Below are 15,448 nucleotides of genomic sequence, written 5' to 3' on the forward strand. Positions count from 1 at the left end.
TTTCCAAGAAAGGTGGCATGCCCACCTTCCTTTCTTTCAGTACAAAACCACTGTCTTAAAACGAGTCTATGTCTAATTAGACGCATATTCAAGCTGGGTGTTCAATCACGCAATTTGTAGCCACTTCGCAGCAAAAACAGGGTAAATGCAGCAAGACCGGCCCAAAACAATAAAACCGCGAACAGACTGACCCCAGGGTTTACATCCGAAACGCCGAAAAATCCATATCTGAAGCCGTCGATCATATAGAAAAACGGATTGAATCTGGAGAGCGCTTGCCAAAATTCCGGCAGCGAATGAATTGAATAAAAGACGCCGCTCAGAAACGACAAAGGCATAATAATGAAATTCTGAAAGCCGGCCATGTGGTCGAATTTCTCCGCCCAAATGCCGGCGATGATGCCCATGGTGCCAAGCACCGTACTGCTGACAAAGGCAAACATGATCAACCACACCACACTGTGCAAAGGCAGGGAGACAAACAGCGACGCAACCAGGAATATGCCCAATCCCACGACCATGCCGCGCACCACCGAGGCGAGCACAAACGCCAAATATAGTTCCAGGTATGACAAGGGCGTTAGCAGTACAAACACGATATTACCGGTCACCTTGGACTGGATCAGGCTTGACGAGCTATTCGCAAAGGCATTCTGAATCATGGACATCATCATCAGGCCGGGGATCAGAAACGCGGTGTAGCTGACATTCTCGTAGACACGCACGTGTTCTTCCAGCACATGGGAGAACACCAGCAAATACAGCAATGCCGTGACGATAGGCGCCAAAACGGTTTGCAGGGCCACCTTACCGAATCGCTTCAGCTCCTTGCGAAACAGGGTCCACAAGCCTTCCCAGTTCATGAGACCTGCCGCCCGGTCAGCTCCATAAATACGTCCTCCAGATCCGCGTCCTCGGTGCGCAAATCGACAATCTCAGCCCCGAGCTTGCGCAAACCGTCGACCAAGGAAATGATGGTATCCGTATCGCGGTTGAGAATGAACTCGATGTGTCCACCATCCACCGATCGGATTTTGGTAGCCAAGGCCTCGGGGATCTGCACCAGGGGCTGCGCCAAGGTCACCGAGACGGTACAGGTCTTGCCGACGCCGCGGGCCAACAGCGACTCCTTGCTATCCAAGGCGATCAACTGGCCGTCATTCATAATCGCGATGCGTTGACACAGGCTCTCCGCCTCTTCCAGATAGTGAGTAGTCAAGACGATGGTATGACCGTCTTTATGTAAGGCCTTGACGAATTCCCACAGCGAACTGCGCAGCTCCACATCGACGCCCGCGGTGGGCTCGTCGAGGATCACTACCTCAGGCTTATGCACTAAGGCTTGAGCGATCAAGACGCGCCGCTTCATACCGCCGGATAGGGCGCGCATATTGGCGCCGGCCTTGTCGGTCAGTTTCAGGCCTTCCAACAAGGAATCGATCCATGCCCTACTCTGTTTGCCGCGGCCGAAATAGCCGGCCTGAATCTGGAGAATTTCGCGCACCGTAAAAAACGGATCGTAGACCAGCTCCTGCGGCACCACGCCCAGATGTTGCCGTGAACGGCGATAATCGTGCACCACGTCGTGGCCCAATACCGACACCTGGCCGCTGTCCATGCGCGTCAGGCCGGCGATGATGTTGATAAGCGTGGACTTGCCGGCGCCGTTGGGGCCCAACAGGCCGAAGAACTCGCCCCGCTCGACCGTTAAGGACATGCCCTTCAGAGCGTGTACCTCGCCATAGCGCTTTTCCACTTTATCGATATGAATGGCTGCTTGCATCGCTACTGACCCGCTGCGTCCAAGGCTAAACCGATGTGGCAGGATTCAATAATGTCACGCACCAAGTGCGGGCCGCGATAGATCAGGCCGCTGTAGACCTGTACCAGTCTTGCGCCGGCATCCAGTTTGGCCTGCGCGTCCTCGGCGCTGAGTATGCCACCGGCGGCGATAATGGGTAATTTATCGCCAAGCAGGCGATAGAGTGTCTTGACCACCTGGGTGGAAGCTTGGGTAAGCGGCGCTCCGCTCAGGCCGCCCTGTTCGTCGCCGTGCGGCAGCCCCTCGACGCCTTGGCGGGAAAGTGTCGTGTTGGTGGCGATCACGCCGTCGATGCCATAGGCTATCAGTGTTTCAGCGATCACTTTTAAGCCGGCATCGTCCACATCCGGCGCGATCTTCAACACCAAGGGTACATATTTGTCATGGTGTCGCTGCAAGCGTTGTTGTTCCTGCTTCAAGGCCGACAACAAACCCCCGAGCTGATCCTTGTTCTGCAGCTCGCGCAAATTGGCGGTGTTGGGCGAGGAAATATTGACCGTGACGTAGTCGGCGTGGACATACACTTTTTGCAGCCCGAGCACATAATCGTCGACCGCCTTTTCAATCGGCGTATCGAAATTCTTACCAATATTGATACCGATAATGCCATCGAAGCGTGCCTGCTTGACGCGCTGCACCAGATGATCGACGCCGAGATTATTGAACCCCATGCGATTGATAATGGCCTCGGCCTGGGGGATCCGGAACATCCTGGGGCGCGGGTTGCCGGGCTGCGGCCGCGGCGTTACCGTGCCCACCTCGATAAAGCCGAAACCCAAGGCCGCCAGCGCATCGATGTGATCGCCGTTCTTGTCCAGCCCGGCGGCCAGCCCGACCACGGCGGGAAAGTCCAGCCCCATTACCTTGACGCCGCTATGGCTGCGAGGGGCCGGGGCTCGGATCAACCGCAGCTTATGGGCAAGGTCCAAACCGTTGAGCGTTAGCGTGTGGGCTTGCTCGGGATCGAGACAAAAAACCAGTGGTCTAAGCAATGAATAAAGACCGGGCATTAATCAACGATTCTCCGTCATACAATGGGTCCGCACGGCGGCGGACTCGAACCTCCTATTTACCCGGCAGGGATGATATTGCGTCCGACCAAGGCGCGGATGATTTGCTCCACGCTGTCTTCAATGCTTTGCGCGGCGGTGTCGACAATGATCTCGGGGTTGAGCGGTTCTTCGTAGGGCGAATTGATACCGGTAAACTCCGGAATCTCGCCGGCACGCGCCTTTTTGTAAAGACCTTTCACGTCACGCTCCTCGCATACATCCAGATCGCATTTGCAGTAGATCTCGATAAAATCGCCGTCTTCTACCAGTTCGCGCACCGCATCTCGGTCGGAACGAAAGGGCGAAATAAAGGCCGTCAGCGCCATCACACCGCTGTCGGTAAACAGCTTCGCCACTTCGCCGATGCGGCGAATATTTTCGGTACGGTCGGCATCGGAGAAGCCCAAGTCCTTGCACAGGCCGTGACGAATGTTGTCGCCATCGAGTACATAGGTGCGGGCACCCAGCTGATACAGGCGGTCTTCAACGGCGTGGGCCACGGTCGATTTGCCGGCACCGGAAAGTCCGGTAAACCACAGAATGGCGCTTTTATGGCCGTTGAGTTTTTCACGATCTGCACGGCTGACGGTGGCAGAATGCCAATAGATATTCTTAGATGTGGTCATCTATCTGTACCCCGGTTTATAACAAATTGATTTTTCGAAGTTTGTGCTGCGTCGCCTGGGGGCGGCCAGTAAGCCCGCCTATTCTACACCAGTTCCCTGCGGCCTGCCTAAAACGGCCAGACCACAGGCACGATGAGCAGACACAGCACACCGATCAGCAGCGTCAGGGGCAGGCCCATGCGGATGTAATCGGAAAAGTGATAGCCGCCGGGACCGAATACCATGAGATTGGTTTGATAGCCGATAGGGGTAGCGAAACTGGCCGAGGCCGCCACCATCAACACGATCACGAAGGGCATGAAACTGACGTCCAAGGAGGTCGCCATGGACAATACCACGGGAAACATGAGCACCGCCGCGGCATTATTGGTAATCATGGCGGTGAGCAGGGCAGTGGCGAAATAGACCGCTGCCAAGGCGATAATGGGGTGTCCGTCTCCGGCCAAGGCGACAATGCGATTGGCGAGATAGTCGGCGCCGCCGGTTTGATATAGGGCCTGGCCCAGGCCGAATGAGGCGGCGATCACAATCAGCACCTGCCAATCGACTGCGCGCCGGGCGTTATTGCCGGTGAGACAACGACTCACGATCATCAAACCGGCGGCCAACAGGGCCGCCTTGAGCATGGATAAGACGCCGGCCGATACCAGCACAACCATGCCTAGCAATATGGAGATGGACAGCACGGCGCGATCATGGCGCGGTGGGTTACTGCCCAGCAATTCACTGACCAGGAAAAAATCGCGCGAGTTACGATGGTTCTCGGTGAAGGCGGCCGGTGCCTCCAATAACAAGGTATCACCCGCCTGCAGCACGATCTCCCCGATCTTCATGCGCAACTGTTCACCATTGCGGGAGACGGCAATGATGGCGGCATTGTAACGTGAGCGAAAGCGCCCCTCCTTGACCGTCTTGCCCACCAGCGGGTTGGTGTCCGACACCACCGCCTCGATGAAACTGCGCTCCGGCCGCGGCACGTTCACCTTAAACACTTGGTTGGTCGCCGGTGTCAGGCCGCGGATTTTTTGCAAATCCACCACCGAATCCACCACGCCGGCGAACACCAGCCGGTCGCCACTTTCGAGTCGTTCCTTGGGGGATACGGCCGGCAGAATATGTCCGCGTCGCTCGATCTCCACCAAATACAAGCCGCTGAGCTGACGCAGGCCGGCCTCTTCAATGGACTTGCCCTCCAGACTGCTGCGCGGCTCCACCAGCATCTCCACGGTGTATTGGCGCACATCGGAAAACTGGGTAATGGCCGATTTTCGTTCAGGTAGTAGCCACTTGCTTACAACTAAGACATAGATGAACACCAACAGGGTACAGGGCACGCCGATCCAGGCCAGTTCAAACATGGTCAAGCCGTCACCGTCCGATTCCTTGATCATCAGGCCATTGACGATGAGGTTGGTGCTGGTGCCGATCAGGGTGCAGGTACCGCCGACGATGGCGGCATAGCTCAGGGGCATTAACAGTTTGGAAACCGACAGATGGTACTTGCGCGCCCAATCGTTAACGGCCGGGATCAGCATGGCAACGACGGGCGTGTTATTGAGAAAGGCGCTGAATCCGGCGACCGGCCCCATGACCCGCATCTGGGCATTGGCCAAGGACCTGGGGCGTCCGAGGAGACTGTCTGTCAACCAGTTGATGGCGCCGGTCTCTTTCAGTCCGGCCGAGACGATGAACAGCACGCCCACCGTCACCATGCCCTCGTTGGCGAGTCCGGACAAGGCCGCTTCCGGCGTCAGGATCCCGAGCACAAGCAACAAGGTCACGCCGCCCATCAGCACAACGTCGGCGGCCCAACGGGTGAACACAAGGGTTAGGAAGCAAACGGTGATAACCGCGATCGTGATCCAGGCGTCTACAGTCATGCGAAAAAAAAGAGGCTGGGGATTAAACCAGCCTCGCATTCTTTCACAGTCGCGGGTGTTTTAAAACTCTTCCCACGCCTCGCCTTCATCCTGGGGCTTGGCTTTGCTTCGTGCTGCCGGCGCAGGGCTGGCCGCCGCACGCGCTTGCGGCGCGGGTCTGTGAGCCGGTACGCCGGCATGGTGGGCAGCCGCAGCTTCCTGGCGCAGCAAGGACTGGTCGATGGTGAACTGTCCCACCAAGCGTTGCAGCCCCACTGACTGATTGGCCATGGATTCGCTGGCGGCGGCCGCCTGTTCCACCAGCGCCGCATTTTGCTGCGTCACCGATTCCAACTGGGTGATGGCCTTGTTGATCTGGTCGATGCCGGTGGCCTGTTCCTGTCCGGCGGCGGCGATCTCGGCGATGATGTCGCTGACCTTCTTCGAGGCGACGACAATCTCCTCGAGGGTCTTGCCGGATTCGTCCACCAGGCGGCTGCCCTCCTCGACCTTGCTGACACTGTCCTTGATTAGGCCTTTGATCTCCTTAGCGGCCGCGGCGCTGCGCTGCGCCAGGCTGCGTACCTCGCCGGCGACCACGGCAAAGCCGCGGCCCTGTTCCCCGGCGCGGGCGGCTTCGACCGCTGCGTTCAATGCCAGCAGGTTGGTCTGAAAGGCGATCTCGTCGATGACGCTGATGATGTCCTCGATCTTCTTGCTGCTGGCGTTGATCTCAGACATGGCGGTGACGGCATTACCGACCACTTCGCCGCCCTTTTCGGCCTGTTGCCGCGCGCCGCTGGCCAGCTGATTGGCCTGCCGCGCGTTGTCGGCGTTCTGTTTCACCACGCTGGTCATCTCTTCCATGGTTGAGGCGGTCTCTTCCACCGAAGACGCCTGCTCCTCGGTGCGCTGACTGAGATCGGCATTGCCCTGGGAGATCTCACCGGCGCCACTGCTGATATTGCCCGCGGCCTGGGTGATCTCGGCCACCATGGTCTGCAGATTGGTGAGGGAATTATTCAGGGCGTCGCGCAACACCGCGAACTCGCCTTGGTATTCGCCGGTCATGTGTTGCGTCAGGTCACCTTCTGACAGCGCCTGGATCACACGCGTCGATTCACGGATGGGTTCGACCACGGCTTGGAGCATGTCGTTGACATTGTCGCCCAGGCCCTTCATGAAACCGGTGTACTTAGAGGTATCGAGACGGCGATTGAGATCCCCGGCTACCGCCGATTCGATCAGGCTGGCGAGTTGCTCTTCGGCATCGCTCTGTTCGGTCAAGTCCTTCCATTCCACCATGTTGCCCATGTAACTGCCATCCGGACCGACGATGGCGGTGGCATTGACCTGGAATACCAGATCCAATAAGCGGATGGTGCCGGTGGCCGGAAGGCGGCCCATGTCCGCCAACAGGCTGCGTTGATGGGCCGGGTTCTTGTGAAAACGGTCGATATTGACGCCGATCAGGTTGTGCGGATCAAAACCCGGAAACACCTGGCGCAGTTCAGCCTGGCGTTTACCCAGCAGTTCAATCACGGCCGGATTGACGTAGGTGATGTCCAGGTTTTCGTCGCACAACATCAGGGCGGTTTGGGCCCCTTCAACGGCTGACTTGAGGCGCGATACTTCCAGCTCACTGGTGCGTAATTCGGTAACATCCGACCACTCAAGGGTGTTGCCAATATAGCTGCCGTCCAGACCGTGGATGGCACTCACCCGGAGATGGAACTTGAGCGGCCCGACGGTGATATCGGTCTCGTACGGCAGGTTCGCGGGATTCGCCAGCAGCTGGCGTTGATGCGCTGGATTCTTGTGGAAGATGTCGATATTGGTCCCCGTCAGCTTGTGCGCATCGAAACCGGGGAACAATTTCTTAAGTGTATCTGCATGCTGCGCCATCAATTCCTGTGTGGCCTCGTTGACGTAGGTGATGACGAAATCGCGATCAATCATCATCATCGCCGTCTGGGCACCGTCGACCGCACGTTGCAACCGTGCCGCCTGCTCTTCTTTCAGGCATTTTTCGGTGACGTCATACCATTGCACCACGTAACCCGCCAGGTCGCCGTTGCGGTCCACCAGCAGGCGGGTTTCATGCTCGAATACATACGGACCTGGCGTGATTTCACCCTTATGGACGCTGCCGGGCTTGAGGCCGTGGAGGATCTTTTTAATGGCGTCCGGATCTTTATGATAGCGGTGAATGCTGCCGCCCATGACTTCCGCCACCTTAAAACCGGGCAAGTACTTGACCAATTCATCTTCGAGACCGGCAAGCACCTCCCGGGCGCGGTGATTGAGAAAGACCACGTTTTCGTCGGCGTCGGCCATCATGATGTTGATGGGCGCGTATTCCAATACGTCCTTCAGCACATTCAGGTCATCAATCATGGTTACAGGTCCGTCTATATTGTTCATTGGGTCACCAACCTCTTGATATTGTTCTGACATGCGCAGTCTCCGGATCGGCGGCAGGCGCCCGCCGCAGCTTGTAATGCAAGGATATGTCCGCCCCTGCCAGTTCATATCGGATATCGGGTTGGAAACTTTAAACCCGGCGTGCAGGCTTTAACTGCCTGATTGTAAAAGGGCTCTGACAGGGGTTCGGAGATTCTCGCCAAGCCCTGAGACAGTCACGTCGCGCGCATCACGGAATGACGCCAAACAATCAATAACTATTTGAAATTAGTGCGTTTTTACTGTACTATGGGCGCAAATTTCGAACCCGCCTAGGAGAAAAAATGGCGCACGGCCCAAACCACACGATCGAAACGAAGGATACAACGCTGGAAAAAGCCTTCAGCAAGGTTCTCACCCCCTTCGAAGAATTTATCCATCGCCAAACGACCGGCGGTTTGCTGTTAATGGCCTGCGCGGTTATCGCCTTGCTGATCGCCAATTTCGGCTATTTGGAAGCTTACCAACACATTCTCCATACGCCCCTGGGACTGTCTTTGGGCGGACTCGAACTGGAGAAAAGCCTGCATCACTGGATTAATGACGGCCTCATGGCGCTGTTCTTTTTCGTCGTCGGTTTGGAAATCAAGCGCGAGGTGATCGTCGGTGAACTGTCGGACATCAGCAAGGCAACCCTGCCCATCATCGCCGCGATCGGCGGCATGGTGGTGCCCGCCCTTGTCTATACCGTGGTCAGCGGCGGCCCGGAGACCGGCTCCGGTTGGGGCATCCCCATGGCCACGGACATCGCCTTTGCCGTCGGCGTACTGGTATTGCTGGGCACGCGTGCGCCCAAGGCCCTGTTGACCTTCCTGGTGGCCCTGGCCATCGTCGACGACCTGGGCGCGGTAATCGTGATCGCCCTGTTCTACACCGACACCATCTACTGGGGTGCGCTCGGCAGCGCGGGCGCACTGTTTGCTTTGCTGGTACTCATGAACATCGTCGGCATACGCAAGCCCCTCCCCTATTTTTTGATTGGCATGCTGCTTTGGCTTGCCATGCTCAAATCGGGCGTGCACGCCACTCTGGCCGGTGTGCTGACGGCCTTGACCATCCCGGCCCGGCCCAAGTTTGAGCCGCAACAATTCAGTCTGCTGGTGCGCAAGCTGCTGGACAAGTTTGACCAAGTCCACCAGCCCGGCATGAGCATAATGCGCAATGAGGAGCAGCGCTCTATCCTGCAGACCTTGGAAAATGGCGTTCACTTGGTGGAAACACCGCTGCAGCGGCTTGAACACAATATGCATGCCCCCGTGGCGTTCTTGATTATTCCTCTATTTGCGCTCGCCAATGCCGGTATCCCCGTGCATTTCGAGTCCATGGGCGAAACCCTTTTCCACCCCGTGACTATCGGCGTCATGCTGGGATTGATACTGGGCAAGTTTCTGGGCATCGCCGGCTTTTCCTGGCTGGCCATCAAGCTCGGCGTCGGCAAACTGCCGGCGGGCGTAAGCTTCAATCATATTGCGGCGGTCTCATTATTGGGCGGTATCGGTTTTACCATGTCGATATTCATTGCTGAACTCGCTTTTGTCGGCCAGCCCGAACATTTGCTCATGGCCAAAACGGGTATTCTGCTTGCCTCCATCATTGCCGGTGTGAGCGGGTACATCTGGCTCTACCTGGCCGGCAATAAACACGTGGATAGTTAATACAAGATGAAGCGGCGCCTTGTACCGCACCTGCAGCGCTATCTGATCACCGGCATTATCACGGTGATCCCGATTTGGATCACCTGGCTGGTGTTCAACTTCTTTTTCAACCAACTTTCCAAGGCCGGCAGGCCTTGGGTCAAGGCGCTGGCCAATAATCTGGGAGACTATTTGCCCGAGCTGAGCCAGTGGCTATTGGAGTCCTGGTTTCAGAACATTCTGGCGGTCCTGCTGACCCTGATCGCCCTGTATATCCTGGGCTGGTTGGCCAGCCGCGTCATTGGCAAGAAATTTCTCGATCTTTTGGATCTCCTTCTTAACCGCATCCCGCTGGTACAGACCATTTACGGCTCAACCAAAAAACTACTCAGCGTATTGCAGCAGAAGCCGGAAAAACTGCAACGGGTGGTGCTTATAGAGTTCCCCTCGCCACAGATGAAAACGGTGGGGTTTGTCACCCGGGTGATGACGGATGACGTGACGGGGCAGGCCTTAGCGGCGGTTTATGTGCCCACCACCCCCAATCCTACCTCGGGCTATCTGGAAATCGTGCCGGCGCACAAGCTGGTGGAAACCGATTGGACGGTTGAGGAGGCCATGACCTTCATCATCTCTGGCGGCGCCATTGCCCCGGCGCGCATTCGCTTCGATAATCCGGTCCCGCCCGAGGCGTAATCTTTAAACCAGGCGGCTATTGCTTATCCGATGATTGGTCGTGGTCGTGGTCGTGGTCGTGGTCGTGGTCGTGGTCGTGGTCGGCATGACTGGGGCGGTGCCCGGGCTCATCCTCAAGGGGAATCTTGATACTTTCATGAATATGTTCATCGGCCACGTCGTGATGCATGTGTTCGTGTTCGTGCGGATGAAAATGGATATGCACATGCTCATGATCGTCCGGACCGTGACTGTGGCGATGGGCGTGCAGAAAACTGGCGATAATACGTTTATGTTCAGCGTCCATCTGCCCGCTTCTGAGTTTTTCGTGCAGCAGCTCATGGGTCATCAAAGCCAGCGGTAACTCAAGGTGATGATCTTCCAGCAAGTTGCGGTTATACAGAATTTCGGAGGCCGGCCCGTCGGCGACAAACACGCCGTCGGAGAGCATGAGACAGCGGTCACAGACATCCAGGGCGATGTCCAAATCATGTGTACACAGTAGGATGGTCTTATCCGATTGTGCCAGCCAATGGATCAGCTTGCGTCGGTTCAAAGGGTCCATATTGGTGGACGGCTCGTCAAATACCAGGATATCCGGCTGATAGGACAATACGGTCGCCAGTGCCAGCCGCTTGCGCTCACCGAACGACAAATGGAATGACGAGCGTTCCTCGAAGCCCGTCAGGCCGACCGTGTCCAGCGCCTCACTGACGCGGGCCTCGATCTCGTGTTTGGGCAATCCCAAATTCAGCGGGCCGAATGCCACATCGTCAAACACGGTGGGACAAAACAGCTGGTCGTCCGGGTCCTGGAACACGATCCCGACCTTGCGCCGAATCTGGGTCAGATTGTCCTTGGTCACTGCCTGTCCGCCGATCGACACTTGGCCCTGAGTGGCCAGGGAAACGCCGTTCAGCAGACTCATGAAAGTGGATTTACCGGCCCCGTTGGGCCCGATCAAGGCCACCTTTTCTCCCGCCCGGATGCTGCAGTTAATCCCTTTCAATACCTCATGGCCATCGGGATAGCTAAAAAATACTTCTTTGGCCTGAATGGCAATATCATCACTCATACATGATCACCTTTTAAATCCAACCCTGTTCCGCCTGGATGAATATCCCTGCCAGGTCCATAGCGAACAGGATGACGGCAATGACGATGACAACAGCGGCCTTGAGAAAATCTTTGGCGGTGGCGTTGAACGTGACCAAGGTATGGAATTCTCCTTGATAGCCCTTGGAAAGCATGGCCTTGTAGATACGTTCAGTGCGCTCGAAACTGCGAATCAACAGGGTGCCGACAAAACCGCCCATCACTTTTAGGGTATACAGGTTCGCCTTTTTGACAAAGCCGCGCGCCTTCATGGCCAAATCCATACGTTTCATCTCTGCCAGAAATAAAAAGATGAAACGGTAGGTAAACAGCATGATCTGCACCACGACCGCGGGGCACTTAAGGTGCTGCAAGGCAATCAGATTGATATCGAAACGGCTGGAACCGAAAATCACAAACGCGATCAAGACGATGGCAAGCGCCTTCAATACTATCAACAGAGCAAGGCGCAGCCCTTCTACGGCGAAGGGCATGCCCAACAATTGCGAGCTGGAATCGACGGGATAGGTAAGCGGCAGAATAACAAAAAAGGGCAGCAGAAAAATCACGATCAACTTAAGCGCTTGATATACGAACGACAAGGGGATTTTGGATATCAACAACAGCGCCACGGCAACCAGCAGCCCGATACCGACCAGCGCGATGCTCTGCACCAGGGCGATACTCAGGATCAACGGCATCAGGGAAGCGATCTTGAAACGGGGGTCCCAGCGCTGAATGCTTGATGCCAGATGCGCGTGGCGATCAATATCCAAAGACACGGCGGCGCTTATCCCGTGGCGACGGCGCGACGTTGACCGGCCAACAGATCCGGTTTGGTCTTCATCAGAAAGCCGACACAGGCGCCGGTCACGATCCCCTCCAACACCATCAGCACCACATGATAGCCCAGCACCAGCTGCGCGGTCGCCATAAAGGCCTCCCCGGTCGTGACCAGTGCCAAAGCGAGGACGCAGCCCGAGAAAAAGATCCCCAAGGCCCCGGCCAGGAAACCGAACACCACCGCGCGATTGGCGAAGGATACCAGATGACGAGCTTGCCAGACGGCATAGGCCAGCAAGGCCCCGCCACCCAGCATGACGCTGTTGACGCCGATCACCGAGACACCGCCGAAGCCGAAGAAAGACTGTAATACCACCCCCAGCATAATCGCCATAAAGGCGCGTTTACCGAGGATTACCCCGGCTAGGCCATTGAGGATGAGATGAATACTGGCGACGACAAACGGGATATGGATGAAGTTGGCCACGAAGAAGACAGCGGTGACGACGGAGATTTTCGGTATTTCCTCCAGATCCACATTGCGAGAGGTGGCGGCGGCCAGCACCGCCATGGCTGCAAAGCCCGCGGTCAGCACCGGGCCCGAAACTATACCGTCTGCTATATGCATCTATTCCATACTCCAAAACGCCGGTTCGAGAGTAGCACGAATGGGCGATTCATGTCATAGAAACCGGATTTACGCGCCGATCACTCGCGCCGGCCACCCTGGCGCGCCTTGAAATAGGCAAACAGACCGAGAAACCCCATGATATAGCCCACTCCACCGACGATGCCCGACAATGAGGCTTTTTGCTGCGATTCCTCCAGCTCCCGCACCAGCGGCTTGATGGCTTCCTTAACGGCATGATTGACTACGGCCTGCAGTTCATCTGTCTCGGACGTGACCCTTTTATTAACAACAGGCGCTGAGGGCTCGACAACGTCCCCCGTCGCGGCGTTCGTCGCCGTAGTTGTGCGACTACTGTCCGTTTGCGGCACAGCATCGCTGAGTTCGTCGGCTGCCATGACAAATTCGCTCTGATGCCCCATGCCGGCATTGACAACGATTTTGAGGTCGCTGTGCTGGGGGATGGGAAAGCGGTACTGGCCTTCATCATTCGTCACCCCTTCGAGCAAAAGCTCGCCCGCGGGCGAATACACCTCGACCGCACTGTTCTGGGCCTTTTTGCCGTCGACGAAATACCCTTCAACGAAGACTTCACCATCCTCGGCATAGGCAAACAAATTGACCTTGTGCGCCAAGGCCTGGGGCATGGCCAAGACACAGACAAGCGTGGCGGCGGCAAGCAAACAACTTGGTAACTTCATGTACATATTCCTGGCTGAACCCAAAAAAAACAAAGGCCACCTGTCGGTGGCCAAATTCGAGCCTTATTTCATATCATGGGTATGCACCCAAAGTACAGCGCCGATCTCAACCGGATAGTCCTTGCCCTCGTGCTTCATAGTCTTCTCGTCTTCATTCAAGGCAGCGAACCCCCACCATCCCTGTTTCGGCATGGCGTAAGTGAATACGCCGTTTTCATCCGCCTTGACCACCTGGGTAATCATGGGATCGGCCGGCGGCTCGATGCCTGCATCCTGGGCGTAATACTCCACCTCGACTTCGCTGTACGGGACCGGCTCGCCGTTGACCTTGACGATGCCCTGGAAGACATTATTGGTCCATAGGCCGTATGGCCGAGTCAGGGGCACGATTTCGGTCTTAAGACCGATTTCCTCATCCCAGCCCGCTTCCATACCGAAGCCGTTCACCACCACCTTGGTGTAGTGCACGATAAAACTCTCTTCCGCCGGCTCCCAATAGGGTTGCGGTTCGACGTAAAAGATGTGATCACCGGGGCGTTTAAATGAGTAATCCGCTGTGAACGTGGTGAAGTGATTGCCTTCCCGATCTTGGGTCTTGCCCGCCTTCAGGTTGGACAGCAGATCATGATCCTCACCCTGGGCCACCACACCAAACTTTTCAGGTTTGACCATGTTCATGCCGATCCCCTCAAAGGGGTGCCAGAACAGCAGATCGAGATCGATGGTGCGTGACTCATCCTGTTTGACCATATCATCGCTCGGGACAATCATCTGGAAGTGCGCCTGGGCGGTGCCAGCCGCCAGCACGGGTCCCATCAGGCAGGCCAGGGCGAGGGAGGTACGGTTCATCATCGCGATTAACTCCTTAAAATTATGGATAAAGATTAAGTCGGACGGGCACGTACTGACTACGCATAGCGACCGCCTGCCAATTCATGTTGTGCTAAGCAATGGTATCACGATATTATTTTTCGTGTCACGCACGCTCGCGGCAGCCGTATGTTCGTGCAACGTAGATAAAACACCACAAGGAAAATACTATGAAATCAATAAAATACTGCAGCATTGCCCTCCTGCCCCTGGCGCTAGGAATGCATAGCACCCAGGCCGCAGAACTCGAATTCGGGGGCTTGGTGGAGGCCGAACTGTTCGTCGGCGACGAATTCACCGGCGCAGACTACAGCGATATCGTGCTGGCGACCATCGAACTGGGGGTTGATGCGCGACTCAATGACCGCGTCAGCGCCCACCTCTTGATGCTGCATGAGGACGACGACACTGAGCCCATGGAAGTGGACGAAGGTTTTATCAGTGTCCGCCTCGATCATGGCCTTTCCGTCAGCGCCGGCCGCATGTATGTCCCCTTCGGCAGCTTCGAGAGTCACTTCATCACCGACCCATTGACCATTGAGCTGGGCGAGACCCGCGAGGCGGCTGCGGTATTGAGCTATGTCGGCGACAACGGCCTATACGGCGCGGTCTATGCCTTCAACGGCGACACCATCGAGGCGGGCAACAACGGCGATGAAACCATCGATGGCGTCGGCGGCTCCATTGGCTACCTCTGGGAAGACGGCGACATGAGCCTCGACGTGGGGCTGGACTACATCAGCAACATTGCCGATGGCGATACCACCTCAGATACCCTCAGCGGTGGCACCTACCCGCATACATTGCAGGAATACGTCAACGCCATGGCGCTGCATGCCAACTACACCCGGGGGCCGCTGGCGGTGTTTTTCGAATACATGGCCTCCGATCAATACAATGTCGCCGACCTGGGATTCAACGGCCGCGGCGCCGAGCCCACGGCAGTCAACCTTGAGGCAGGCTACGACTTTGGCTGGAGCACCGCCATGATCGGCTACCAGGGCACCGATGAGGCGGTCAACCTCGAGCTGCCGGAACACCTGATCCTGGTCGGTCTCTCCAAGGAGATCTACGAGAATACCTACCTCAGCGCCGAATATGGCATGTACGAGGATTACAGCAGCGCCGCTGGCGGTACCGGTAACGACAAGAACCTGCTCACCGTGCAACTGGCGGTCGAGTTCTAAGCCTGGCGATCGCCAAACAGGCGACACTCCCAAAGGGCCGTAAGGCCCTTTTT

The 15,448-nt window shown here is 56.7% G+C and carries 13 protein-coding genes and 1 pseudogene; 3 read left to right on the top strand and 11 right to left on the bottom strand.

From position 1 onward, the window contains the following. Positions 1–101: 101 nt before the first annotated feature. The 6 genes from Tel_09535 to Tel_09560 all read right to left on the bottom strand — a co-directional run bounded on the left by Tel_09535 (position 102) and on the right by Tel_09560 (position 7,756). The gene (locus Tel_09535; GenBank protein ID ALP53374.1) at positions 102–863 is read right to left on the bottom strand and encodes a metal-dependent hydrolase; all 762 of its coding nucleotides are present in this window, start codon (positions 861–863) and stop codon (positions 102–104) included. After that, positions 860–1,783, bottom strand: coding sequence for a hypothetical protein (locus Tel_09540; protein ID ALP53375.1), 924 nt, complete (start codon positions 1,781–1,783; stop codon positions 860–862). The genes Tel_09535 and Tel_09540 overlap by 4 nt, the downstream gene beginning before the upstream one ends. A 2-nt stretch (positions 1,784–1,785) precedes the next feature. After that, positions 1,786–2,832, bottom strand: coding sequence for a dihydroorotate dehydrogenase 2 (locus tag Tel_09545; protein ALP53376.1), 1,047 nt, complete (start codon positions 2,830–2,832; stop codon positions 1,786–1,788). A gap of 59 nt (positions 2,833–2,891) precedes the next feature. Continuing rightward, a complete protein-coding gene (locus Tel_09550; GenBank protein ALP53377.1) occupies positions 2,892–3,500 on the bottom strand; it encodes an adenylyl-sulfate kinase in 609 nt (202 codons plus the stop codon). A gap of 107 nt (positions 3,501–3,607) precedes the next feature. After that, positions 3,608–5,380 (bottom strand): potassium transporter TrkA, encoded by a 1,773-nt coding sequence (locus Tel_09555; protein ID ALP53378.1) that lies wholly within the window; start codon positions 5,378–5,380, stop codon positions 3,608–3,610. A 60-nt stretch (positions 5,381–5,440) separates the two neighbouring features. Next, complete coding sequence (locus Tel_09560; protein ID ALP53379.1) at positions 5,441–7,756, bottom strand: hypothetical protein; 2,316 nt, start codon at positions 7,754–7,756, stop codon at positions 5,441–5,443. Positions 7,757–8,106: 350 nt separating this feature from the next. Between Tel_09560 and Tel_09565 the strand changes: the two genes are divergently transcribed. Next, entirely contained in the window at positions 8,107–9,477 is a 1,371-nt protein-coding gene (locus Tel_09565; protein ID ALP53380.1) for a sodium:proton antiporter, read from the top strand. A gap of 6 nt (positions 9,478–9,483) precedes the next feature. Beyond that, positions 9,484–10,152, top strand: coding sequence for a hypothetical protein (locus Tel_09570; GenBank protein ALP53381.1), 669 nt, complete (start codon positions 9,484–9,486; stop codon positions 10,150–10,152). A 337-nt stretch (positions 10,153–10,489) separates the two neighbouring features. Here the strand turns inward: Tel_09570 and Tel_09575 are convergent. The 5 genes and pseudogenes from Tel_09575 to Tel_09595 all read right to left on the bottom strand — a co-directional run bounded on the left by Tel_09575 (position 10,490) and on the right by Tel_09595 (position 14,187). Next, a pseudogene (locus Tel_09575) lies at positions 10,490–11,206 on the bottom strand (cobalt ABC transporter ATP-binding protein). 13 nt (positions 11,207–11,219) lie between these two features. After that, complete coding sequence (locus tag Tel_09580; protein ID ALP53382.1) at positions 11,220–12,002, bottom strand: hypothetical protein; 783 nt, start codon at positions 12,000–12,002, stop codon at positions 11,220–11,222. A gap of 14 nt (positions 12,003–12,016) precedes the next feature. Continuing rightward, positions 12,017–12,604: a hypothetical protein gene (locus tag Tel_09585; GenBank protein ALP53383.1), complete on the bottom strand. Its 588-nt coding sequence runs from the start codon at positions 12,602–12,604 to the stop codon at positions 12,017–12,019. 113 nt (positions 12,605–12,717) lie between these two features. Continuing rightward, complete coding sequence (locus tag Tel_09590) at positions 12,718–13,344, bottom strand: hypothetical protein (GenBank protein ALP53384.1); 627 nt, start codon at positions 13,342–13,344, stop codon at positions 12,718–12,720. Between the two features lie 57 nt (positions 13,345–13,401). Then, the gene (locus Tel_09595) at positions 13,402–14,187 is read right to left on the bottom strand and encodes an ATP-dependent DNA ligase (GenBank protein ALP54809.1); all 786 of its coding nucleotides are present in this window, start codon (positions 14,185–14,187) and stop codon (positions 13,402–13,404) included. A gap of 242 nt (positions 14,188–14,429) precedes the next feature. On the opposite strand from Tel_09595, the gene Tel_09600 reads away from it, so the two are divergent. Beyond that, the gene (locus Tel_09600; GenBank protein ALP53385.1) at positions 14,430–15,395 is read left to right on the top strand and encodes a hypothetical protein; all 966 of its coding nucleotides are present in this window, start codon (positions 14,430–14,432) and stop codon (positions 15,393–15,395) included. Positions 15,396–15,448: the final 53 nt, after the last annotated feature.

The sequence above is a fragment of the Candidatus Tenderia electrophaga genome (assembly GCA_001447805.1).
GTDB classification, from domain to species: Bacteria; Pseudomonadota; Gammaproteobacteria; order Tenderiales; family Tenderiaceae; genus Tenderia; species Tenderia electrophaga.